Genomic DNA, 25,253 nt, shown 5'->3' with positions numbered 1-25,253 from the left:
GAGGTTGTGGAATGCTGTATTTAAACGATCGGGACATCCGGGAGGTGGGGCTTGATTGGCCTTCTCTCGTGGAATCGATAGAAACTACGGTGCGCATACTTGATTCTGGAGATTACGCGCAGCCCGTAAAACCTTACCTAAGGTATAAGAATCCTCAAAATCGTATTATTGCAATGCCCGCATACGTAGGGGGGAACGTGAACGCAGCAGGGATCAAATGGATTTCCAGCTTCCCGGATAATATCCAGGTTGGTCTTCCCCGCGCGCATAGCATCATTGTCTTGAATGATCCCATTACGGGCGAGCCTATATCCGTCCTAAGCTCTCCGCTCCCCAGCATCGTAAGGACAGCTTCCATCAGTGGACTGATGATTGGCTACTTTTTGCAGGCACGTTCACTTGAACGGATTCATCTTGGCATTATCGGCTGGGGACCAATCGGGCAATATCATTTTCAAATGGTTATGGCATTGTACGGAGATCGAGTTGAACGTGTCCGCATTTTTGATATAAGGGAAGTAGATTTGTCAGACATCTCATCTATATATAAGAATAGGATAGAAGTGGAGGAGACGTGGGCGGACGTTTATCGAAAGTCCAATATCTTTATCACCTGTACCGTATCCAATCATAGATATATCGATATGCTTCCGGCGGAAGGTAGTCTTCTACTGAATATTTCACTGCGTGATTATAAGCCTGAGGCATTAGCTTCGGTGAAGGCCATAATCGTCGACGACTGGGATGAGGTGTGCCGCGAAAATACTGACATACAGCAGCTCCATCTGAAACATGGGTTAACTCGTGCCGATACCCGAATGATTACCGATGTCGTCTCGCGCCATTGCCTGAATGAACTCAGAGCAGATGAGCCGATTTTCTTTTGTCCGATGGGGATGGCGGTTTTTGATATCGCAACAGCGGTATACTTCGTGAAGAAGGCTAGAGAAAAAGGGATCGGGACTGAGCTACAGTAAGGTTGTAGGCATACGTTCGCTATGGGATTTTTTATAGATTTTTCTGATGTAACTAGACTATGATCCGTCACTTTTAAGGGTGGATTGCTGTCTAGTTTTTTTATTGTCTTGTTAACGTTCCATTCATAATACTCTGATAATCTCTATAAGTGTTAGGCGGATGATCATCCACCCCAATAAATGATGACTCGGAGGATAATAATGTTGACACCTATGAAAAAAAGGCTGATCGCTGGTCTGACCCTATTGGCTGTGATTAGTGCCGGCTTTGGCGCAAGCTTGGTATTTCCCGGGAAACGGGCCTCTGCTGAGAACCAAACGGGTCAAACCGGACTGCCGGCAGCGCAAATTGAAGCATTTGCCAATCTCGATGATACCTCGGGACTGACTAGCTTCGTTGATGGAATTATGGAAAAAGATATGAACCGGCTGCAAATTCCGGGAGCGGTTATCTCCATTGTAAAAGACGGCAAGATTATTTTAGCCAAAGGTTATGGCAGTTCTAATCTGGAAGAAGCGGCACCGGTTGATCCGACAACCAGCATGTTTCGAATCGCTTCAACGACAAAGCTGTTCACCTGGACAGCGGTGATGCAGCTGGTCGAACAAGGCAAGATAGATCTGGACACTGATATTAACACCTACCTGAAATCAGTGAAGATTCCTGCTACTTATCCTGAGCCGATCACGATGCGCCATTTGATGACACATACAGCGGGGTTTGAAGAGGGTGGAGTGGGTTATCAAATCACTACCGACCCTGCCAAATTGCCGGGATCAATCTCGGAAACACTCAATAAGCATATGCTGGCACGGGTAAGACCCCCCGGAGAGATGAGTTCTTATTCGAACTTCGGGGCTACACTCGCGGGTCTGATTGTGGAGGAAGTCAGCGGTGTTCCTTACAATGACTATATACAAAAGTATATTTTCGATCCGCTCGACATGAAATATTCGACTGTGGTAGAGCCTTTGCCGGAGTCATTCATACCCAATCAAGTTGTAGGGTACACGAGTGAGAACGGCAGCTTTATTCCTGGCACACCTACCTTCGAGGGCGGCTTTCGTCCTGCCGGCTCGGGTACAGTATCAGCAGTAGATATGGCGCACTTTATGATTGCCCATCTGCAGAACGGGAAATATGGTGACCAGCAGATTCTTAGAACGGAGACCGCAGAACTAATGCATTCAACGGCGTACCAATTCGATAAACGTCTGCCGGGAGTAGATCTGGGGTTCTCTGAGAAACGCATCAATGGTCTTAGACTAATTACTCATGGTGGTTCCGACCCCATGTTTAATACCGAGTTTTATCTTGTGCCTGCCAAGCATATAGGTATCTTTGTTTCCTATAACGGCGGTCAGGGCGGTGATTCCGCGGCAGGCCTAGTCCATGCCTTTTTTGAGCGCTATTATCCCGATCCTGAAGCGAAGCAGCCTGAATTCTCCACTTCTGCGGAATCTGTTCAGAAATATGCGGGAACCTATCAATTCACACGCCGTAACCACAGTGATATTGATAAATTTTTCAATTTTTTTGCCCAGCTAAATGTTAAGGTAGAGGAGAATAAGCTATCTTTGGGAAGTGGTAGTGAACAACAGCTGTACAGAGAAATCGGTCCTAATCTGTTCCAGCTCGAGGGAGGTACCGAACAAATCGGCTTCCGCACAGATGAGTCCGGTAAGGTTACACATATGCTCTTAGGTATGGCGCCGGAAATGCCGCTGGAGCGTACGCCACTCTTGAATCAGAATAAGTTTTGGCTTATTTTACTTGGCGGCTCGGGGTTGATTTTCATCACTGCATTGCTTGGACTAATCTTCTCCAGACGCAAGATCAAGGCGATGACGCCTCCGGAAAAGTGGGCCATCCGCTTATCTGCGGGAACTGCTGGGTGGGCGCTGCTATCTTTCTTCACGATATTTATGGTGGTTATGTCCATGGACACGATGCAGAAGTTCAGCGGTATCAGTCTTTTGCTTTCTCTCAGTTTAGTTATGCCAATCCTTTTGGTTGGACTGACTTTAGCTTTGCTAATCTCGGCTATACTGGTTTGGAAAAATAAATACTGGACAGCTTTCAAGCATGTGCATTATACACTAGTGGCACTTTCGGCTGTAGTGATGACTCTGTTTTTCTACTATTGGAACCTGTTGGGTTGGCAGTTCGGATAACTTCGTTTCTTGTCAAGAATATATCATATATAATGTAAGCTTAAGAGAGGAGGCAAATCGTGGCTACTATACTTATCGCTGATGATGATGATAACATCCGAAAGCTAATGTCTTTGTTTTTGCGAAAAGAAGGTTTTGGCCTCAAAGAAGCCAGGGATGGTACCAAAGCGCTGTCCATTATAGAGAACTCGCGAGTCGATCTCGTCATCCTAGATATTATGATGCCAGGATTGGATGGTTGGGATCTGTGCAGAGAAATCAGGCGCTCTGATGCCAACATTCCCCTCCTCATGGTGACGGCTAAAGGAGAATCTGCACATAAAGTGAAAGGTTTTCAACTCGGCACGGATGACTATCTGACCAAACCGTTTGATCCGCTTGAACTGGTGATGCGAGTAAAAGCTTTGCTTAAACGCTCGCTGGTCGTTTCTTCCCAGTCTGTGCAGTTGGGCAATGTGGTGCTTAACCGCCGCACTTTCCAGGTTACGCGTGATGAAGAACCGGTAACGATTCCTTTGAAGGAATTTGAGCTACTGTTTCTGTTGGCTAGTCACCCCAGGCAAATCTTCACAAGAGAACAGTTGATTTCTCAAATCTGGGGATTGAACTATGAAGGAGACGGCCGGACTGTAGATGTGCATATAAGCCGGTTGAGGGAGAAATTCTGCGGTAACGACGAGCAATTTCAAATCGAAACGGCCCGCGGCTTAGGATACCGGCTGATCCCTGCGCTATGATCAAGACATTGTATGTACGCGTCGTTCTCACGTTTCTAGGCATCATTATCTTTAGTCTGATCTGTTCCTTTTTCATTGGTTTGTATGTCTTTCAGAAACAAATAAGTTACGAGGGACAGAATGAAATGATCACAGTGGGGAAGGAGATCATTCACCGTTATGATGACGCCAACAAGCCTGAGGATACAGACGAGTTCTTGAATAGTATGGTTAAGGTATCTGCATACCCTATCCACCTATATAATCATTCCGGGGAATATACCTTTTATGGGCTCAAGGATAGTCCGGCCGTCACTATCACCCGCGATGCTGTGAAACAAGTGCTGCAAGGAAAACTCTATCGTTCCTCTGCGAAAGATAAGGATACCTTTATCGGGATGCCCTTTATGTTTAACGGGGAGTGGCAAGCAATGTTCTTGCAGTATTCTGCCGAGAACGAAAATATCGTCAATCGGATGCTGCTCTTTGTGCTTTTACTCGTGCTTTTACTGGGTAGTCTATGCATTCTTATTGCCGCCAGATATTTGGTGGAGCCGATCAAAGCTTTGACGAATGCGACAAGAAGGCTAGCCAAGGGTGATTTCGAGGTAGCGCTTAAAGTAAACCGAGTAGACGAAATAGGGGAACTGACACAAAGCTATGTGGAGATGGCCGGGGAGTTGAAGCAGTTAGAACAGATGAGGCAGGATTTCGTATCCAACGTGTCTCATGAAATTCAGACACCGCTTACGTCTATTTCCGGCTTTGCTAAGGCATTGCAGAACAATGATCTAATCATGGAAGAGGAACGTTCTGAATATCTTGATATCATCATTGCTGAGAGTGAGCGTCTGTCGAGGTTAAGTGATAATTTGCTGAAGCTCGCTTCCCTGGATTCTGAACATCATCCTTTTAACGCAGATTCCTTCAATCTTGACGAGCAGATTAGAACCATCGTTGTGACCTGTGAGCCACAATGGTCAGCCAAAGGCATCGTTATCGATCTTGAGCTGCCGGAAGCTGTCAAAATTAAGGGTGATGAAGATCAGCTGAAGCAAGTATGGATGAATTTGCTTAGCAACAGCATCAAGTTCACACCGGAAGGCGGGAACATCCGCATCAGTATAGATGACAGTGCAGCAGATGTATCGGTCACCGTCAGTGATAACGGGATCGGGATTTCCCCGGAAGAGTTCAACACCGTATTCCAAAGATTTTATAAAATAGACAAGTCACGGAATGGAAACAACAATGGCAATGGCTTGGGACTTGCAATCGTTAAAAAAATTGTCTCCCTGCATCAGGGAAACATAGAAGTGGACGGTGCGGTTGGAGCGGGAACGACGATTATCGTCAGTTTGCCCCATAAGTGAAATTAAGGGTTTGTCTCATTCTTGGATTGCCGTACGCCAAACATAATGAAATCCTTGAATTGCCGGTCCATAACCCGATCTTCCTCCGTAACCACACCCCCCCGCTGATGAGTAATAATGACGGCTTTTTGTAAATACATGAAATACAGGTGGGTGGACTTGTGCAGAATGTCCAGCCACTTATTTTTTTCCTCCGGAGCGACTGAAATTGTCTCAAGGAGAATTAACCGTGAATACCAGCCTTCCATAGCCTGCTTAAAGTCAGGAAGTTCCGCGGGATTTTTGGAAAGCGTGCTGTAGTAAACTCCAAAAATGGCATCATAGTAGATCAGGGCTTCCTGATGATCTCTTAACGCCAGATATTTATCGAGAATGTTCTCCAATGACTGTACAGGGTGTTCAAAATCAAAATCAAACAGCAGCTGTCCAAACATCCGCTCCAGATTAAGGGCATAGATTTGAGCGGCTAACTCTTCCTTGTCCTTATAATGATGATACAAAGTACGCCGGGAGATGCCGGCTTGTTCCGCAATCTGTGCCATATCCGTGCGCTCAATACCTTGGGCACAGAATAAGCTAAGCGCTGTATCCTTAATGATCTCCCTTGTCATTTGCATTTGCTTTTCCCGCAAATTCATTGATTTTCTCTCCTGTCTTGTTGCAACTCTTCCGCTGCTTCTAGCACTATTTCTGAGCTGGCTTCGAATTCATGAGGAATTTGCTGCCCACTGAATAGGGGTTCTGCCGGTTGATCGCATCACCTAACCAATTCAGAAGCTTCACACCATCCTGTTCAGCCTGAAAGAAGGTCTCTCTGGTGGCAAAAGTGTGCGGAGTTGTACCCGTCTTTGCGTTCAGTCCATAGTCGGTGAGATAGTAATAATAATTAGGTAAAGTGGCTGCCAAAGAAGAAACAGATTGCCGCATTTCCTGTGACCACTCATTAATGATGCTTTGATCTCTTGGCCCCTTGTAATCGTTGATGTTGTTCTGAAAGTGGATCAGAATCTCGTCAAATACCGAGTAGGATTGCAATATTATCGCATTCGCAGGAAGTAGATGGCCGTTCGCTTTAAAAGCTGCCCCGATGATATCCGCTTCAGGGGCATATCCGAAGTTCTTCACGAAGTCTGCCTGCCATTCCTGCTTCACAACATTTGGCCACTTGTCTGATTTCAAGAAGGAACTGTCCGAATATTGGAAGATCTCGGAGTCCTTGTAGTGAGAGGCGATCTCGGGAGCCCAAAAAGCGGACCCAAAGCCACCAGCACTTTCGCCAGCAATCAGTAGTTTGCCGGGTTTATCCACGTTGGCATATATCCAATCGAGGCTGCTTCGCACATTATTGCTGCCGTTATAACGCATAGTAAAGGGGCTGCCGTCATCTTTTTTATATTCAACTGTGCGGTTGCCGATATGGAAGTCACCGGTCGAATAGGGAAGGTAGACCACATTCCAGCCATGAAATGGATTGGCAGGGTTATCCGTATCCATCATGCCTCTCAGCAATGTCAGCATATAGAAGGGGATGTTGGGGAAATAGTTGCCTGTATCTCCACCTTTAATAAAGTTCATAAGCTTGATGGGGTGTGCTGCACTTTGGGCATCCCAGCTGGCCCCGCCACCGGAAAAGAAGATGATCCAGTTATTATTTTCACCCTTTTTATTCCACAAAAAATACTCTGATCCATCACTTGATATGACATTTCCGTCTAGCGTGACTTTATTCCACTTGTAAGGCTTCACTTCCGCGATTTCGGGGGTGGTAGTCGCCGGTCTTTTGATTACAAAAGCGCTGATTGCAAACATGGCAATCAAAACAAGGCTGAATAACCCAATACCTGTGAATATTGTGATTTTCCTCATTTTTCTCATATCCATCTCTCCCTTACTCGGAGTATACGTCAAGATTACTCATTGCACAAGGTGTATACTTAAAAGCATAAGAAACAATCGTGAGAAAATATATAAAGAGGTGTCCTACGTAACCTTTGATCTATGGCTACAGGGACACCCCAATTTTTGTACGTTACTTTATTAGTTTTGCTGCTTCGATTTCAAATGTTTTTAGTTCGTAAGGTTCAAGTATAAAAGTAATGACAGGTTCAGTGTGGACTTCCCCTTCAGGACGCTCCATTAGATTACACTCTTGCCACGAAATAATATTCAAGTCGCTAGTCATATCAATTTGCTGGCGGCTTCCGGAATAGTCGTGCACACGTACGATTAATTTTTGACCATCCTCAGACTTCTTAATCGCAGAAACCATAACCGTCTGTGTAGAAAGGCGAATAAGCGACTTGGTTGTCACTTCTGCTTGCCCCATGGTGCTCCGTAGAGGGTTGTTGACGGACCAAGCTTGACGGACGGTGTCACCCTGTAGCCAATCCCCAGTATGAGGCAGGATAGAGTAGGTGAAAGTATGTTCGCCTTGATCCGCTTCAGGGTCAGGGTGCGTTGCCGATTTGATTAAGGATAGACGCATTACATTATCCTTGATGTCATAACCATATTTGCAGTCGTTCAGCAAGCTAACGCCATAACCACGATCTGATAAATCTGCCCACTGATGCCCCACAGTCTCGAATCTAGCGTAATCCCAGCTAGTGTTCCAATGTGTTGGACGCGTAACATTACCGAACTGGATGTCATAAGTGGCTTCGGTAGCTCGTATCGCAACAGGGAAAGCTACTTTCATTAGCTGTTGTCGCTCATGCCAGTCTACCTTCGTCACGAAATCGATACGACGATGGTGTGCATGTAAGATCATTTGCTGCTTAATCGTGGAATCCATATAACTCCATGTGAATTGTACAACACATCGCAGTGAACCCTTTTCTATGACTTCAATGCTGCGGCAGTCGATTACTTCGCGCATTTTTTGTTGATAGTAGATGTCAATATCCCACGCTTCATGGGCCAGGGGTTTATCTTCAAACACTTGGAACACGTTACCGTGACTTCCGTTTGCTAATACTTGTCTTTGTTCATTTATATCATAGATGGATACTAATTGCCCTTGTTCGTTCCATTCAATTTCGAAGTGAGGCGTTGAAACTCCTGATTCATTTAGCTTGAATGGAGCGCTTAGAGACTCAGAATTTACATTTTCTACGAAGGAAATGGTTGTGTATCCGAGAGAAGGAATGTTAGATACTTCAACGATCCAGCGGTCACCTTCACGTTGAGCTTGTAGTTGTTTTCCTTCTGAGCTTATCCAATGTCCTGTTTCCATCCCGGCTTCAACAGTAATTTCTACGAGTTCTGTCAGCTCCCAAGCAGCATTGTTCCAGATCGTATATTTACCGGCTTCATTTCCGCTCACAAGTGCCTTACTGGATTGCTCCCAGGCAGACTGACCTATTGCTTCTGCTTGTGCATATTCAATCGTACTGTCTTCATATACTTCACGAATCGAAGAGCCCGGAATAATATCATGGAATTGGTTGCGCAAAATAATTCTCCAGCCCTCGTCTAAATCGGTCTGACGATAGTTCGACCAGTCACCTGTCATCACACTTTGCAGTGTATTTAGCCATTCCGCCTCACGGTATAGCAGTTCAAGCTTACGGTTCATCCGCTTATTGTAGGCTTGGCTTGTATAGGTGCCGCGGTGATATTCTAAGTAAAGCTCGCCATCCCATACATGGACATAACGATCCGTATTTGCAACAGTTTCTTGCAAGTTACGGAAGTAGTCTCCCGCTGTTCCTGTTTCAATCTTCGGCAGACCGGGAAGATCGTTTAGCCGACGGCGCATCTCTAGCATTTCACGGTTCACACCCCCGCCACCATCGCCATATCCGTAAGAAAGTAACAGATTGCGATTCACTTCTTTATCCCGGTAGGTATCCCAAATTCCTTTTACAGTCTTAGGAATAATCCGGCCATTATAAGTGTAGAACCAAGAATCTTCTTCGGACCAAGGCTCTGGCGTTGTAATAAAATGTGTTAACACCTCTGTGCCATCAATCCCACGCCATTGAAAGGTATCATGTGGCATCCGGTTATATTGATTCCAGCTAATTTTTGTGGTCATGAAGGTATTAATTCCTGATTTTTTTAGAATTTGTGGCAAGGACCAGCTGTAGCCAAATACGTCCGGCAGCCATAAATAGTCACATTCAACCCCAAATTCATTACGTAAGAAGCGAGTTCCATACAGTAATTGACGGACTAGAGACTCTCCTGAGGTCAAGTTGCAATCTGCTTCAAGCCACATGCCGCCGCCAGCTTCCCAGCGTCCTTCAGCCACACGTTCACGAATATTTTCGTAGATTTCTGGATAGTCATTTTTGATATATTCATAGAGTTGCGGCTGAGTCTGTAAAAAGGTATAGTCCGGGAACATTTCCATCAGACGTAGTACGGTTGAGAAGGAACGCGCACATTTCTCACGGGTGTGTTTCAATTGCCACAACCAAGCCACATCAATATGGGTATGGCCAATACAGGTAACTGTGACGGGTGAGGACTTCTCCATTTTATTAATTTCATCACGCAAATAATTGCGGGCTTTCCCGATCGAAGCATAGAAGTTGTCTGAACCAGGACGAGACCAGTCGATCAGAAGAAAGGAGCGGTCTACTGTACTCATAAGTTGTGTATATTCTGGAGTTTTGGCATCGAGTACGTTCAGCGTCTCGACTACAGCAAGCGCGGTAAAATAGAAATCATCCGTTGCTTCATCCAGCCAACAAATTTCAGCCATGCGAATGCCATGTGTCTGATCCTTTTTAGGGCCGCCTCCTTCGAGTCCCGACCATAACCGGAAGGTCAGTGGAAGCTGAGTGCCTACCGTTTCATTTGGCAAGAACACTTCGGTATGATTGGAATCTACACCTTGATAGGGTTTGCCGTTGAAAAAGAATAAGGATTCAAATCCGGAGTTGTTTCCAGCACCCGTCTCGCCAAAATCAAATCGACCCAGTACTCTACGGCCTGCCCAAGTAGCGGGTACGTCTATATTTGTCGTTAGCCATAAATACAAATCGCGGCCTTTCCAGGTATCGCCAACTCGTAGCTCAGACCATTCTCCATCCACGGGCGGTTCGGCTGCAATTTCACCTTGTTCGTCAATCATTGAGTTGAAAAAAGGAATGTGTATACGATCCCGGTAACGATATTCGGAAATTTCGTTTAGTTGGGAGTTGAGTTTGCGTTTGGTTAGAAACATGAGTAATAGCCCCTCCAATATGTTGATGGGGGACGAGGAAATTAAGATCTATTTGGGTTATTATAGGTTTGTTTGGGGGGTAGAAATCAACTATAGACGATTTTTTGTGAGTTGTAAACTCTCGGTGGAGAGAAAAGTTGGAGCGCTAGAATTTATAAATAAAAAATGCATGCGCTTCCATTGCAGAAAAAGAAGTGTGATGTTAAGCTTCTAATCCTAAAGGTGATATTCAGAAAGAAGGTGGCTTTGTTGAATGTAAAGAAATTTTATCAAAACCATTTGCAGAAAAAACTGTTCAATAAAATATTAGCTATATACTCTTCAATCATCATAATTACGTTAATAGCCTCTTCCATTACCGTATATAAATACTATGAACAGACGATCACTCGCCAACATGTAGATGCTAATCGGGAGGTGCTGGATTATGTAAGTTTGTATATGAATCAGCAGTACGAAAGCATCCAAGTGGCTATCCAGCAAATATATAGCGATGCCTCTGTCAGTGAGGATTTGTCCTACTTTTTGCAAAATGATTATGGGGATTATCTTAAATACCGTTTAGATCAATATGCAGATATAGGGAGCTCCGTTCCTCATACGTTCGATACGTATTTCAAAACCTATTTGAATCAGAAAAATGGGATTTATGACGTTATTTTGTACAGCACAGAGAAAGAATTTTATTATTTATATAAAAATAATACCCGGCAATTCTACTTGAGCGACATGGACGGTTCTAAGCAAAAATTATCCTTACCGAAGAATGGCTGGGTCTCGCATGAAACCAAATTAGTGCTTAAGGAAATAAGAGAAGACAATAACAATTTATATACAATGACTAGGGAAATTAAAGATCCGATTACACTGAAAACGATCGGTATGCTCATAGTAGATTTTGACGCAGAACTTATTTCAAAATGGCTTGGCACAAAAGTTGCAGAAAATAATGGTCAATTGTTGGTCTTAACCCCAAGCGGTGACGTTATATATGATTCATTGGGAAGGTATATGGGACAGCGATATCCACATATCGATGCGCTTCATGCCGATGGCTGGACAACACTGGATGGGATCTCCAAGGTTAACTTAAATACAACGAATAGCTCAGGTCTTATTATGGCAGGGATCATTCAGAAGTCACAGGTCAACAACGAAATGAAAACGGTTCGAACTTGGATTATCGGGATTACCACAGCGCTTATTATTACTGCAATGTCTTTTACATACGGAATTATTTTACGTTTCTCTAAAAAAGTGAAGATCATTGTCAAATCTATGAAGCGCTTACAGGAAGGTGATTTGAGCACACGTATTCACCTTAATCGAGAAGATGAATTGCAGCTAATTGCCAACAATTTTAACTATATGTGTGAAAGACTAGAACTCTATATTAACAAAGTGTATATTTCGGAGCTTACCCAGAAAAATGCTGAGCTAGTTGCACTTCAATCACAGATTAATCCACACTTTTTATATAACACACTTGAGGCGATTAGGATGCGGGCAATTACGCAAGGAGCGAAGGATGTAGGTCAGATGATTTACATTTTATCGACATTATTTCGAACGATGATTAAGAAAAGTATGGTCGTTACAATATCTGATGAGATTGAATATTGTAATTTGTATCTGGAGTTGTTCCAGATTAGACATAAAGATAGGCTCCAAATCGAATCACAAATAAGTCCAGCTTCCATGAATTGTTCTATCGTTAAATTGCTTATTCAACCGGTTATTGAAAATTATATTGTTCACGGATTTAGACCTGACCGTTTTGGCAATCTCATCCGTATTGAAGTTACTGAATCTGGCGGGGAAATTCAAATTGCTATAAGTGATAACGGAAATGGAATTACTCCCAGCAAGCTAACAGAGCTACAGCAAATGCTTCAAGTCAGTATGAGAATGGATGAACCTCCTTCTTCGGTAGGCCTATGTAATGTGAATGAACGAATTAAACTTTATTATGGGACTGAATATGGATTAACGATCGCTAGTGAAGTAAATAAAGGAACAATAGTCATCATGAATATACCAGTAGTAAGGGAGAGTACTAATAATGCACAATATACTTATCGTGGATGATGAACCTCTTATTCTTGAAGGATTACGTTCAGTGATTGAATGGGAAAAATATGGATTGAGAATCGCGGGACAAGCGTCTAATGGGGAAGAAGCTTTAGAATTTCTACGCAATCATAATGAAGGGATCGACATATTAATTACTGACATTACGATGCCAAAACTTACGGGACTTGAACTGATTCAGCAAATAAAGGTTTTTGATTCAAAAATGAGGTTTATAATCTTGAGCGGGTATGAGCAATTTGAGTATTTAAAAGCTGGAATGAGTCTAGGCATTGAAAATTATATTCTCAAACCCATTAATATACATGAGTTGGAATCAACCATTGAACAAATTGTTGAAGTGCTGAATCAAGAGGATGTTGAACAATTTCATGCTAAAGAGGATTGGCAAGTTCTACGCAATAATATTCTAAACCGCTGGGTAACTGGCAATATAGGCCGGCAGGAGCTACAGCACCGTTCAAAAGTCTTAAATATCTCACTGGACTGTTCATTTTTTACGGTGGCTGCGATTCGGCTTATCACCGAACAGGATGACGATGAGGGCCAGGATAAACTCCATAGGAATCAGCTTATGGATGAATGTTATCGTATCGCTGTGAAATCATTAGAGCAACTTGGAACCGTTATTGTATTTATAGATATGGAAGGTGATCTTGTTCTTATTATTGCTGAGCGGGCTGAAGCTGAGAACAAAGAAGAGCTTTATTGTGTACTGGAGCAAGTGCAATGTGAGATTATGCATGAGTTAGAAAAGTCTGTCTGGATAACGATAGGAAGTAAGGAGCATGCTTTTCAGGAAGTCCCAAATAGTTATAAAAAGGCGAAGAGTTTATATGTTGATCATCTTATGCTACCGGGTTACCCGATTATAGATGTGGAACAACTATCAAAGATGGTTCTGCATGAGGAGAAGCTCGAAATTGATTATGAGGAATTCACCAAATTATTATTATCTGGAGACCGGGAGGCTACGAACCAATTTATCGCAGAAACGTTCGAAAAGCTGTTTGGCTGTGGCATGATTACCCGCATTGATAATTACAACGTAGCGATTGAGTTAATGTTGATTGCTAAGAAAATGGAGAAAAACTCTAATTTTAGTGCCGTGTTTAATCCATTGCTGCGCATACATACTATTGAGCAATTGGTGCACCATGTGCAGGAAAGTGTGAAAGAAACACTAGACCAATTATCATTAGTAAATGATGAGCTCAGTCCGAATATGAGATATATGGTTGATCAAGTAAGCAAACACTATAGAGAAGAGCTATCCCTGAAAACGCTCAGTCAGCGTATGGAAATGCATCCTAATTATTTGGGCCAGCTATTTCAGAAGGAAATGGGCCGTAGTTTCTCTGATTATGTTAATCAATTTCGAATTGAAAAGGCAAGACAATTGCTGCTTCAAACTACGTTACTAACCAACGAAATTGCAGCTGAAGTAGGATATCCGGATCCAGCATATTTCTATCGCCAGTTTAAAAAATCAGTAGGTGTATCGCCGACAGAGCTTCGGAATATGTACAAAAAAGCAAAATCCTAAAATAAAGGAAATGTTCCTGAGTATCACGTTCAAGTACGGGCTTCATGGACGTTGATAACGAGAATGTTTCCTTTTTTTTTGCTCAAATTTAAGGGGAAATAGACTTTTTAAATGTCCCTTCTGCTGTGGATCTTTAATTTTTACATCTGATTCTGGAGTTTTTCAACTTTATGAAACCGCTTTTATAGCGCAGAATTAAGGGTAGTTAAAGGGGCGAGGGAAAAAGATCGAAGGGATATATAGGGGTTGTTTGGGGATAGAGAGAAGGGGGATGTGGAATAATGCCTGCATTTTTCAAAAGTTTAATTAAGGATAAAGTACTCTGGTTTATGGTATTACCAGGGACATTATGGTTCCTGATCTTTTGCTACTTACCGATGTTTGGAACAGTAATTGCATTCAAGGATTTCAAGATTCATCGGGATGGATTCTTTGCAAGCGTTTTAAATAGTAAGTGGGTTGGCCTTGAAAATTTCAACTTTTTGTTCTCGACGGAGGACGCCTATATCATTACAAGAAATACGATTCTTTATAACTTGGCGTTGATCTCTCTCGGTTTAGTTCTTGCGGTGGGCATTGCGATCACCTTAAATGAACTTGTGAACAAACGGATGGCTAAAGTTTATCAAACGGCGATGTTTATGCCTTACTTCCTTTCTTGGGTCATTATTAGTTTCTTTACCTTCAGCTTTCTGAGTGTAGATAAAGGAATATTGAATCAAGTGGTTGTTTACTTCGGAGGCGATCCTATTTCCTGGTATGGGGATACTCGCTTTTGGCCATATATCCTAATTTTCATGGGGATTTGGAAATCAATTGGTTATTCAAGTGTTGTTTACTTAGCGGCTATAGCGGGTATCGACAAGTCCTACTATGAAGCAGCTATGATTGATGGGGCCAGCAAATGGCAGCAGATTAAGTTTATTACACTTCCTTTGCTTAAACCTTTAATGGTAACGCTAACGATTTTAGCGATTGGTGGTATTTTTAGATCGGACTTCGGTTTATTCTATCAAATCCCTCGGGATTCAGGTGTTCTATACTCCGTAACGAATGTTATCGATACTTATATTTATCGCAGCATGAGTACGACAGGTAATCTAGGGATGAGTACAGCAGCGGGTCTATATCAATCGATTGTTGGATTTATCATGGTGCTTGTAACGAATTCTATTGTGAAAAAGATCAGCAAAGAGAATGCGATATTCTAGAAAGGAGTTAGTGACGTTATGGCAGTATTCAAACGTAAGCCAAAAGAAATCGACAACAACGCCATTACTCCTTTATGGAATGTGGTACTCAATATTATAATTGGCATCTTCGCTTTTACTTGTGTGTTTCCGTTCTTGTTTGTCATAGCCATTTCTTTTACAGATGAGAAAGTACTTGCTCTAAATGGATTTAGCTTGTTACCCGAAAAATATAGTTTAGCAGCTTATCAGTTTGTTTTTAACACAGGTGATCAATTGCTTCGTTCCTTTGGAGTTACTTTGATGGTTACTGTACTAGGTACGCTCATTAGTTTATTTCTAATAACAACTTATGCGTATGTTCTCTCTCGAAGATCATTTCGCTATCGTAATTATTTCAGCTTCTTCGCCTTCTTCACGATGTTATTCTCAGGCGGAATGGTTCCCAACTATATCGTGGCTACGCAGTTTTTACATTTGTACAACACGATATGGGCTTTAATATTGCCCATAGCGATGAATGCATTCTTTATTCTAGTAATGCGGACCTTCTTCCAGACTAGCATACCTGATGCACTCATTGAGGCTGCCAAAATTGATGGGTCTGGTGAGTTTCGGACCTTCCTGCAAATTGTACTTCCAATCTCTTTACCGGGGATTGCAACGATTGGATTGTTCTGTACGCTGGGCTATTGGAATGATTGGTTTAATGCCCTGCTGTATATAGATGATGCGAGTCTTGTTCCACTCCAAGCGATGCTGATGCGAATTCAGAATAATATGGAGTTTGTCATTCAGAACAGTATGCAGATGGGATCAAGCTTTGAGATTGCTGCAACCTTGCCAACAGAAACCGTTCGTATGGCGATGGTTGTACTGGCGACCTTACCTATAGCACTAGCGTATCCGTTCTTCCAAAAGTATTTTGTACAAGGCTTAACCGTGGGCTCTTTAAAGGAGTAACACTACTAAGATGTATTTATTCGAATCGCTAGGACAGGAATCGATATAAATAAAGCGTTCATTAATCTAAAGGGGGAAAATAGAAATGAAAATGAAAAAAGGCTTAACACTCGCTCTTGCAGGGACAATGCTTTTTTCTGGCCTTCTAGCTGGATGTGGTTCGAATAATAATACAAATGCTGCTAAAGAAACAAACAATTCAGCGGCAGCAGGGAATTCAGCAGGGAACACATCAGAATTAAAGCCATATGAGTTGAAGATGTATTTAATTGGTGGACCTCAAAAGGATTTAGATCTTGTCTTAAAAGAAGTTAATAAATATACCCAAGAAAAAATTAACGCGACGTTGAACATTACGATGTTCGATTGGGGCGATTACGATAAGAAGATGCAAGTCATCACCGCTTCCGGTGAGCCTTATGATATTGCCTTTACCTCTTCTTGGACAAATGACTTCCGTCGTAACGCTGCTAATGGGACGTTCTTGGGTCTGAATGATCTGCTAGATAAGTATGGTAAGGAAACGAAAGAAGTTTTGGACCCTCGTTTCTTAGAAGGAACTAAGATTAAAGGTGAGATCTATGGTGTTCCTGTAAATAAGGAGCTTGGACAGCAATGGGTATGGCGCTTCAATAAGAAATATGTTGATAAATATAACATGGACATTTCCAATATCCGTACATTGGATGATCTAGAGCCACTTCTTAAAACGATTAAAGAGAACGAGCCGGCTGATATTACACCTCTAGCTGTTCCTAAAGGCTTTAAACCATTCATGCCATTTGACTATGTACTAGGTGATGAGCTACCTATCGGGGTCTATATGGATTCCACAGATGGCAAGGTTGTTAATATTCTGGAGACACCTGAACTTGCAACATCGTTAGATACGATGCGTAGACTTTACACAGCAGGTTACTTACGCCCAGACGTTGCGACACTTGAAGGTATTGATAACATTAAGACCGGTAAATGGTTTGCCGATCGCGAAATCACACAGCCTTATGCAGAAAAAGGTTGGTCTCGTTCAGCAGGTTATGAAATTGTAACTTCGCCTATGCATGAGCCTTATGTATATACACAGTCCGCCGCAGGTTCGATGCACGCGATTTCCGTAACCTCAGGTGATCCTGAGCGCGCGATGATGTTCTTGAATCTTTTGAATACAGATAAGTACTTACGCAATTTGCTCAACTATGGTATTGAAGGCACTCATTATAAGAAAATCTCCGACAATGTCATTGAAGATCTGCCAGCTATGCAAGATAGCTATGCAATGCCAGGCTTCACACTTGGGAACATGTTACTGACTTATCTGCATGCTGATGACCCTGCTGATAAATGGGATGCTTTCAAGAAGTTTAATGATTCTTCAAAAGAAGCCCCTACCTTCGGTTTTGCATTTGATCCTACACCTGTAAAAACAGAAGTAGCGGCTATCAACAACGTAACTAAAGAATTTATGCCAGCGCTATACACAGGTTCTGTTGATCCTAAAACATATCTGCCAAAAGCAGCGAAGAAATTTAAAGAAGCTGGACTTGATAAAGTCATTGCAGAAGTTCAAAAGCAACTTGATGAGTGGAACCAGACAAAGAAATAAGCTAATGAACGTAACACGCCTAAGATTAATCACTAAAGGTAACACAAATAGGATTAGTGGAGACGGGCAGCTATGCTGCCCGTCTCTCTATCTATCCCCATTTATTATGAAGGAGTGAGAATATGGAACAATTCCGACTTCCCACCATCTCTATGCCGAAGCTGCCGCTTCCTCAAGCGGTTCAAGAAGTATTGAACGAAGCAGAGGAGAAGTTAGCTCATCGGCCGAAGCTGTTGCAGCTTTTTAAGAACTGTTTTCCCAATACGCTTGAGACAACGACTAAGCTTATGGATGATGGGACAACGTTTGTAATTACAGGAGATATCCCAGCTTCTTGGTTGCGAGACTCTGTGGAGCAGGTTATGCACTACGTGCCCTTTGCTAAAAACGATCCCGATCTTCAGCGGATTATTGGCGGGTTAATTAAACGTCATATCGAGTATATTCATATCGATCCGTACGCCAATGCGTTTAATGAGACAGCGAATGATTGGCATTGGAGCACTAGCGATATTACGGAAATGTCCCCCTGGGTGTGGGAGCGTAAATTCGAGATCGATTCTCTTTGTTTTTCCATGCGTCTGGCTTATGCCTATTGGAAAGAAACCGGAAAGGCTGATATATTCGACGCCGGATTTAAGGCAGCAATGATCAAAATATTCAACCTGTTCAAAACTGAACAGCGCCATAGTGAATTATCTCCATACCGGTTTACGCGTAACAATGGGATTCCTGAAGATACACTGCGTAATAACGGTCTAGGTATGCCTGTTAATTACACGGGTATGGTCTGGTCGGGATTCCGCTCGAGTGATGATGCATGCGACTTTCATTACAACATCCCGGGGAATATGTTCGCTGTTGTTGCATTACGTCATATGCAGGAATTCGCTGAATGGGTATTCCGTGATCTTGAATTTCTGGAACAGCTTAAAGCATTAGAAGCTGAGATTGATCACGGAATTCAATTGTATGGTATTTATCGTCATCCGAAATTCGGTCCAATCTACGCCTACGAGACCGATGGTTATGGCAACTACTGCTTGATGGATGATGCGGGAACACCAGGACTCCTGTCGATTCCTTATCTCGGCTATGTTACCGCAGAGGATGAAATTTATCAGAATACGAGACGATTTGCTCTGAGCAAGGAGAATCCTTTTTATTTTGAAGGAACCGCAGCGAAGGGAATCGGCAGTCCGCATACTCCCAAAGACTACATCTGGCATATGGCATTAACCATGCAAGGTTTGACGGCTTCAACTAAGGAAGAAAAGCTGGAGATGCTTGCGATGTTAGAAGCTACGGATGCGGATACTGGCTTTATGCATGAGGGATTCCATGTTAATGATCCGAATACGTTCACTAGAAAATGGTTCGCCTGGTCCAATAGTCTGTTCTCCCAACTTGTCTATAAAATGATGAAGGAAGGACTACTATGAGCAGCCTGAGTAGACCTGTAATCATATTTTATGATTCTGATTTTCCAATTTCCAGTCCCATTCCTAGCGATGCGATTACATCCATGAGTGAGTTCGGATCTATTGTAAGTGAGAATCAGCTTGCACAAACGCTATGCGAAACGAAAGGCGGCTGTTTCATCAATCTGCATGCACCCTATTTCCCGAAAGCGGCCTGGATAGCCATTCTTGAATACCTGCAAAGAGGTGGCGGGTTGATTAGCATTGGAGGCGCACCCTTCAAACAACCTGTTCGTTGGGAAAATGGCCGATGGCATGTCGAAGCGGAGCAGACTTCCTATCATCAGGAGCTGTATATTCATGAGGCACTTCGTGTTGAATGCTCACGCAACCATTCATTGCTTGCCTTGGATGTCATTCCTCTGCTTAAGGGTCAAGAATCTCTTTTTCTAACGAGTGCGGACACATGGAACCTCGTGCCACATACGACAAAGACGAGTGATTTACCACATCAAATGGGCTCGGCAGGTCCGATGAGCACACGGATTTACCCGCTCTTAAAGGGAATTACGTCCGAGGGTCGAGAAACCGCTGCCCCAGTGGTTCTTTGGGAGAATACGAGCGGTTTGTATGCAGGTTCACGCTGGCTGTTCGTAAATACACCTGCAACAGCTTCTTTTTGGGAGCAAAAAGGTCCTTCCGCGATATCCAATTGGGCGCGTTTCTGCAGCAAGGGTGTTACGGAAATGTGGGTTAAGCCCAATTACGCGTCTTATGAATCAGGAGAACGTGCTTCCCTAACCCTTCAGATTCAGCAGCTTGAACGAGTGAGACCTTCTATGCGAAATGAAGATACATGGAATTTCACAATTCATGTAGAGCATGAATCAGATACCTCTTTGAAGTGGTCTCAGAGTTTGGAAATGAAGGCGAATGCAGAACTAAACATGGTGCGTCTGCCTATTCCTTTGGAGATAAGTAGGGGCCTCTACCAGATTGTCTGTGAAGCAGAAGCCAGTGATGGTGAGGTTCGCATTCTGCGCCAAGGGTTCTGGGGTCATGCTCCTGAGCTGCTGGCAGCAGGCCATCCGGTAACGAGCGGCAGAGATTATTTTATAAAAGATGGGCGTCCGCTACCAGTGGTCGGCATGACTTATATGGCGAGTGATGTGGCGCGTAAATTTCTATTTCTGCCGAACGTCGGAGTTTGGGATCGTGATATGGGCCAGATGCGGAAGGCCGGGATTAACTGGATCCGTACAGGGATCTGGACAGCTTATCGCAATGTGATGCAAGACGATGGACATGTCTCGGAAGAAGTATTGCGGGCGATCGACGCCTTCATCATGACGGCGAAAAAGCATGATCTTCAGGTGACGTTCACGTTTTTCTCCTTCACCCCGGAAACGTGGGGTGGGGTAAATCCTTATCTGGACCCACAAAGTGTTGAGGCTCAGAAGCGGTTCATTCGGTCTATTGTATCTCGTCATAAAGATTCTTCGAATGTAGACTGGGATCTTATTAATGAACCGTCGATGTTTGATCCGGACCGTATTTTCTCGGACGGCCCGAGTTCATGCCATGATCGCTTTGAGCGACAAGCTTTTAGGGAATGGCTACAAGAAAGACATGGTGTAATCGAAGTGCTGCAGGAACGCTGGAATATGACGCCCGCACAGCTTCCGGCCTTTGCTTCGGCAGGGCTGCCTGAAGCAAAAGAGATGAACTTCGACGTACAAGATATGCACAGTGCTAAGAGGGGGACACGCTGGTTGGACTATTGTTTGTTCTCTATGGAAATGCATAACCGTTGGGTGAAGCAATTATACGATACCATTAAGGAGCAATGTCCAGCTCAGATGGTTACGGTTGGCCAGGATGAGGGACTAGGAGCGCAGCGTCCTTCGCCGTTTTTCTATGAGGAAGCGGTAGATTACACTACTGTGCACTCCTGGTGGTTTAACGACTATTTGATATGGGATGGCATTTTTACCAAAACCCCCAATAAGCCAAACCTAATTCAGGAGACAGGCGTCATGTATGTAGAAACTCCAGATGGCCGAGCCAAACGTTCAGAACAAGAGCTGCGGAATTTGCTGGAACGCAAGTATGCTTACGCTTTTGGAACGGCTGGTGCGGGAGCTATTCACTGGATCTGGAATACGAATTTCTATATGGATAATGCGAATGAGTCCCATATCGGAGCACTGAGAGCGGATGGAACCGAGAAGCCTGAGGCAGACGTATCTTATGATTTCGGGAAGTTTATAGAAGGTATCCGTGATATATTTGGTGATCGGAAATTGGAAGAGATTGCGGTGGTGTTCCCTTATTCGAATGATTTCTCTAATCGAAAGTTGGCTTTTGCGTCTACAACAGAGCTTACCCGCATTCTGTCTTATGAGCTCAAGATGTCTTTTCGGGGGGCTTCTGAATACCACCTAGATGATTTGGAGAAGAACCCTGCGAAGCTGATTATACTGCCAAGCGCGCATAACTTCGCTGATGCAGCGATGGAACGGTTGTTACATATCGTTGAAGAGACAGGAGCGGTATTGCTTGCCACTGGACCGTTAAGCATTGATGCCTACTGGCGTTCTTCGGATCGGTTGAGTGATATTCTTGGCAAACGCGAATTGCGTAATGTGCGCCGCGAAGAAGTGCTTATGCTTCAAGGTCAAGTACTGCCTGTCTCTTTCGGCCACCGCCGGATAGCTGAGGTGACGAAGGAAACGATCATTCAAAAAAATGGTGGGAGTTCTACTATAGACACTGTCGTGAACCTTCCGCTGGGCAAGGGTCGACTCCTATGGAGTCCACTGCCAGTTGAATTGAGTGAGCGTAGGGATACTACGGCTGCACTTTACCGCTACGCGGTTAATGCTGCTTTTGTGGAACGTGATTTTGAATGGATTAGTGGTGGGGACTTAGCGGGTATCTACGGACGAAAACTGAGCTTTGCTACGGGTGCACTTTTTACCTTCGTGTCGGAATATGCCCAGGATGCAAAGATCGAGGTGAAGGATTCGGCCACTGGCCGAACTTATTCGTTCGTGTTGGAACAGGAACGTTCTGTTCTTTTTGCCACGGATAGTAAAGGAGATTTGCTTGGTGTTTATCGCCCGCAGGAAGTCGAGATTCATGTCAATTATCCACATCTTCTACATTAAGCAACTTGGTAGATAGAACGCATTGCATATAAGGAGGTCTTCACTTTGGAAAGCTCAAAACAATCAATTAGCCCTCAGACAGCCCATATCATTTCCCATACACACTGGGACCGGGAATGGTATCTTCCCTATGAGAAGCATCATGTACGCTTAGTAAAACTGGTTGATGAATTACTGAACCGGTTGGATGAGGATAACGAATTTAAGAGTTTCTATCTGGATGGACAGACGATTATTCTGGATGATTATCTTCAGGTACGTCCCGAAAATCAAGAGCGGCTGCAGAAATATATTACGGAAGGTCGCCTTCTAATAGGACCTTGGTATATTTTGCAGGATGCGTTCCTTACTAGTGGGGAGGCCAATGTTCGTAATATGCAGATTGGCCATCAGGATTCGAAGCGTTACGGGGAACCCTCCAAAATCGGTTATTTTCCGGACACCTTTGGTCTAGTCGGCCAGACTCCACAATTAATGCGGCAATCCGGCATCAATAATGCCTTTTTTGGAAGAGGTGTGAAGCCCACTGGATTCAATAATACGGTGTCAGATGGAGGTTACGAATCCTCATTCTCGGAGCTGATTTGGGAAGGTCCTGATGGATCAAAAGTGCTCGGCATCCTATTTGTTAATTGGTATTCTAACGGAAACGAAGTGCCTGTAAATGAAGCAGAAGCCAAAGTGTTCTGGGAGAAAAAGCTGGCAGATGCGCGGAAGTTTGCCTCTACAGGTGAGCTGCTGTTCATGAATGGTTGCGATCATCAGCCGGCTCAACTGGATTTGCCAGAGGCTATCGAAACTGCGAAGCGGTTGTATCCAGATATGGAGTTCATTCATTCGAACTTTCCTGATTACCTTAAGGCCGTAGAGGGTGTAATGGATCGCAGCAATCTGTCGACTGTAAAGGGCGAACTGCGGAGCCAGCATACTGATGGATGGGGTACGTTAGTGAATACCGCGTCTGCGCGTGTCTATTTGAAACAGATGAATCAGGAAGGGCAAATCTTGCTTGAAAAGGTGGCCGAGCCACTTGCTTCGTTCGCACATTTACTGGGCAAAGAGTACCCCCATCATCTGTTCACCTATGCATGGAAGACATTAATGCAGAATCATCCGCATGATAGCATTTGTGGATGCAGCGTGGATGAGGTACACCGTGAGATGGTCACCCGTTTTGACAAAAGCCGTCATGTGGCAGAGACCATTGTTGAGGGTAGTAAACGAGAGATTGCAGAAGCTGTGGATACGACCGGGTTTACAGCATATGGTGAAGACGTGCTTCCACTAGTTGCGATGAATATGACGGGTTGGAGTCGCACGGGTACTGTGAGCGTAGAACTTGATGTGGCGCGTCTATATTTGCGAGAAGGGTTCTCTCTGGAAGAAACGGCTAGCCGTATGACCGGAATTGACTTGCACGATCGTGTGTTAGTAGACGATCAAGGGAATGATATTGCCTGCCAGATGGAGGACTTAGGGCTTCAGTTTGGTTATGATTTGCCAGATGACAAGTTCCGTCAGCCGTATATGTGCCGCCGGGTAAGACTTACCTTTGAAGCCGTAGAAGTTCCTGCGCTAGGTCTTCGTTCATATGCTTGGGTTCGCCGGGCAGATGCAAAACTGCCAATAGCCGCTGAATCTTTGCTACAAGGAGATCGGGTGCTGGAAAATGACGTTATCAAGGTAGTTATTAATGATGATGGTTCGTTTATGCTAAGTGACAAAACTAGTGGAGTGACCTATCAAGATCTTGGCGTATATGAAAACACCGGGGATATCGGCAATGAATATATGTACAAACAGCCAGAGGCCGAACAAGCTCTGACGACTAAAGGACTAAAGGCTAATATTTGTGTACTGGAAAATACATCGTTTCGCGCCGCTATAGAAATTAAGCATGACTGGGAGATTCCAGCTTCGGCAGATGATAAGCTGGATGAGGAGCAGCGTGCACTGGTTTACTATCCGGAGCGCAAAGCTCAGCGCAGTAGTGACACAGTCATTCTAAAACTTCGTACTTTAATCACCTTGGAGCGGGGCGGAAAGGGATTGCATATCGAAACGACAATAGATAACCAGGCCAAAGATCACCGGATTCGTATACTGTTTCCGACAGATTTGAACGCTGCTACGCATCGTGTAGATTCGATGTTCGAGGTTGCTGAGCGGAATATTGAACCAGCCACAGAATGGAAGAATCCGAGTAACACGCAACATCAGCAAGCCTTTGTTGATATTAGTGATGGGAAAGCGGGTCTAACCGTCGCTAATTTTGGATTAAATGAATATGAAGTGCTGCGAGATGGGCGTAACACTATTGCGATTACACTGCTACGTTCTGTTGGTGAACTTGGTGACTGGGGGCTATTCCCTACTCCAGAAGCGCAGTGTCTTGGAGAGCACGTTGTTCGTATGGAGCTAATCCCGCACACAGGTGAGGGTATAACTTCTGGTGCTTATGCTGAAGCTTACCAATTCCAGGTTCCGTGGATTGTATGCCAGACAGATGTACATGCAGGAGTAGTTGCGCCGGTTTATACTCCATTCGATTGGGAGAGTAAGGAACTCGCATTTTCTTCACTAAAAATGAACGAGCAGACTGGAGACTTGCTGCTGCGTTGGTATAACATGAGTCAGCAGAACACCAACCTGTCCTTCCGTTCAAGTATTCCGCAGCAGTATTTCTATAAAACGACGATCCTAGAAGAGGAGAGCCACCCTGTCTCTAGTGATGAGAAAGAGAAAGGAAGCTTTGACTTACAGATCGGTCCATGCGAAATTGTAACGATTGGTATTAGAAAATAAATGAAAAAGGACGGTATCCAGAGAGTCGTATGACTTTTGGATATCGT

General features: G+C 43.9%; 15 protein-coding genes. 12 read left to right on the top strand and 3 right to left on the bottom strand.

The genetic code is table 11. From position 1 onward, the window contains the following. Window positions 1-11 precede the first annotated feature (11 nt). From NST45_RS16350 to NST45_RS16335, 4 genes are all read left to right on the top strand, one after another. Window positions 12-977, top strand: a complete 966-nt coding sequence (locus NST45_RS16350; RefSeq protein ID WP_076129992.1) for a 2,3-diaminopropionate biosynthesis protein SbnB — start codon at window positions 12-14, stop codon at window positions 975-977. A gap of 201 nt (window positions 978-1,178) precedes the next feature. Beyond that, window positions 1,179-3,152, top strand: coding sequence for a serine hydrolase domain-containing protein (locus tag NST45_RS16345; protein ID WP_339823199.1), 1,974 nt, complete (start codon window positions 1,179-1,181; stop codon window positions 3,150-3,152). A 59-nt stretch (window positions 3,153-3,211) separates the two neighbouring features. Continuing rightward, window positions 3,212-3,889 (top strand): response regulator transcription factor, encoded by a 678-nt coding sequence (locus NST45_RS16340; protein WP_076140963.1) that lies wholly within the window; start codon window positions 3,212-3,214, stop codon window positions 3,887-3,889. Beyond that, complete coding sequence (locus tag NST45_RS16335) at window positions 3,886-5,241, top strand: HAMP domain-containing sensor histidine kinase (protein WP_339823196.1); 1,356 nt, start codon at window positions 3,886-3,888, stop codon at window positions 5,239-5,241. Before NST45_RS16340 ends, NST45_RS16335 begins: the two co-directional genes overlap by 4 nt. Before the next feature lie 2 nt (window positions 5,242-5,243). Here the strand turns inward: NST45_RS16335 and NST45_RS16330 are convergent, their stop codons facing one another. The 3 genes from NST45_RS16330 to NST45_RS16320 form a co-directional block, all read right to left on the bottom strand. Further along, the gene (locus NST45_RS16330) at window positions 5,244-5,879 is read right to left on the bottom strand and encodes a TetR/AcrR family transcriptional regulator (RefSeq protein WP_051491631.1); all 636 of its coding nucleotides are present in this window, start codon (window positions 5,877-5,879) and stop codon (window positions 5,244-5,246) included. 46 nt (window positions 5,880-5,925) lie between these two features. Then, window positions 5,926-7,116 carry a pectin acetylesterase-family hydrolase gene (locus tag NST45_RS16325; RefSeq protein ID WP_339823193.1) on the bottom strand — a complete coding sequence of 397 codons (1,191 nt, stop codon included), beginning with the start codon at window positions 7,114-7,116 and terminating at the stop codon, window positions 5,926-5,928. Window positions 7,117-7,270: 154 nt separating this feature from the next. Continuing rightward, window positions 7,271-10,417 (bottom strand): alpha-mannosidase, encoded by a 3,147-nt coding sequence (locus NST45_RS16320; RefSeq protein WP_339823191.1) that lies wholly within the window; start codon window positions 10,415-10,417, stop codon window positions 7,271-7,273. A gap of 249 nt (window positions 10,418-10,666) precedes the next feature. On the opposite strand from NST45_RS16320, the gene NST45_RS16315 reads away from it, so the two are divergent. From NST45_RS16315 to NST45_RS16280, 8 genes are all read left to right on the top strand, one after another. Then, window positions 10,667-12,505 carry a sensor histidine kinase gene (locus tag NST45_RS16315; protein WP_170914166.1) on the top strand — a complete coding sequence of 613 codons (1,839 nt, stop codon included), beginning with the start codon at window positions 10,667-10,669 and terminating at the stop codon, window positions 12,503-12,505. Further along, window positions 12,480-14,054 carry a response regulator transcription factor gene (locus NST45_RS16310; protein ID WP_076195203.1) on the top strand — a complete coding sequence of 525 codons (1,575 nt, stop codon included), beginning with the start codon at window positions 12,480-12,482 and terminating at the stop codon, window positions 14,052-14,054. Before NST45_RS16315 ends, NST45_RS16310 begins: the two co-directional genes overlap by 26 nt. Window positions 14,055-14,335: 281 nt before the next feature. Next, window positions 14,336-15,265 (top strand): ABC transporter permease subunit, encoded by a 930-nt coding sequence (locus NST45_RS16305; RefSeq protein WP_076129998.1) that lies wholly within the window; start codon window positions 14,336-14,338, stop codon window positions 15,263-15,265. A gap of 18 nt (window positions 15,266-15,283) precedes the next feature. Next, complete coding sequence (locus NST45_RS16300) at window positions 15,284-16,207, top strand: carbohydrate ABC transporter permease (RefSeq protein WP_339823187.1); 924 nt, start codon at window positions 15,284-15,286, stop codon at window positions 16,205-16,207. A gap of 85 nt (window positions 16,208-16,292) precedes the next feature. Further along, window positions 16,293-17,810 carry an ABC transporter substrate-binding protein gene (locus NST45_RS16295; RefSeq protein ID WP_076129999.1) on the top strand — a complete coding sequence of 506 codons (1,518 nt, stop codon included), beginning with the start codon at window positions 16,293-16,295 and terminating at the stop codon, window positions 17,808-17,810. Between the two features lie 122 nt (window positions 17,811-17,932). Then, window positions 17,933-19,252 carry a glycoside hydrolase family 125 protein gene (locus NST45_RS16290; RefSeq protein ID WP_339190529.1) on the top strand — a complete coding sequence of 440 codons (1,320 nt, stop codon included), beginning with the start codon at window positions 17,933-17,935 and terminating at the stop codon, window positions 19,250-19,252. After that, window positions 19,249-22,401: a beta-galactosidase gene (locus tag NST45_RS16285; RefSeq protein WP_339190531.1), complete on the top strand. Its 3,153-nt coding sequence runs from the start codon at window positions 19,249-19,251 to the stop codon at window positions 22,399-22,401. The genes NST45_RS16290 and NST45_RS16285 overlap by 4 nt, the downstream gene beginning before the upstream one ends. Window positions 22,402-22,446: 45 nt before the next feature. Further along, window positions 22,447-25,206, top strand: coding sequence for an alpha-mannosidase (locus NST45_RS16280; protein WP_339823184.1), 2,760 nt, complete (start codon window positions 22,447-22,449; stop codon window positions 25,204-25,206). Window positions 25,207-25,253: the final 47 nt, after the last annotated feature.

Origin of the sequence: Paenibacillus sp. FSL R7-0163, assembly GCF_037969975.1 — a bacterium.
In the GTDB taxonomy this organism is placed as follows: Bacteria; Bacillota; Bacilli; order Paenibacillales; family Paenibacillaceae; genus Paenibacillus_AQ; species Paenibacillus_AQ odorifer.
This window is presented reverse-complemented; position numbering and strand designations above follow the sequence as displayed.

Coding starts and splice junctions, on each gene's coding strand:
- NST45_RS16350 (WP_076129992.1), top strand. CDS start 12: ATGCTGTATTTAAACGATCGGGACATCCGGGAGGTGGGGCTTGATTGG.
- NST45_RS16345 (WP_339823199.1), top strand. CDS start 1,179: ATGTTGACACCTATGAAAAAAAGGCTGATCGCTGGTCTGACCCTATTG.
- NST45_RS16335 (WP_339823196.1), top strand. CDS start 3,886: ATGATCAAGACATTGTATGTACGCGTCGTTCTCACGTTTCTAGGCATC.
- NST45_RS16330 (WP_051491631.1), bottom strand. CDS start 5,879: ATGAATTTGCGGGAAAAGCAAATGCAAATGACAAGGGAGATCATTAAG.
- NST45_RS16325 (WP_339823193.1), bottom strand. CDS start 7,116: ATGAGAAAAATGAGGAAAATCACAATATTCACAGGTATTGGGTTATTC.
- NST45_RS16320 (WP_339823191.1), bottom strand. CDS start 10,417: ATGTTTCTAACCAAACGCAAACTCAACTCCCAACTAAACGAAATTTCC.
- NST45_RS16310 (WP_076195203.1), top strand. CDS start 12,480: ATGCACAATATACTTATCGTGGATGATGAACCTCTTATTCTTGAAGGA.
- NST45_RS16305 (WP_076129998.1), top strand. CDS start 14,336: ATGCCTGCATTTTTCAAAAGTTTAATTAAGGATAAAGTACTCTGGTTT.
- NST45_RS16300 (WP_339823187.1), top strand. CDS start 15,284: ATGGCAGTATTCAAACGTAAGCCAAAAGAAATCGACAACAACGCCATT.
- NST45_RS16295 (WP_076129999.1), top strand. CDS start 16,293: ATGAAAATGAAAAAAGGCTTAACACTCGCTCTTGCAGGGACAATGCTT.
- NST45_RS16290 (WP_339190529.1), top strand. CDS start 17,933: ATGGAACAATTCCGACTTCCCACCATCTCTATGCCGAAGCTGCCGCTT.
- NST45_RS16285 (WP_339190531.1), top strand. CDS start 19,249: ATGAGCAGCCTGAGTAGACCTGTAATCATATTTTATGATTCTGATTTT.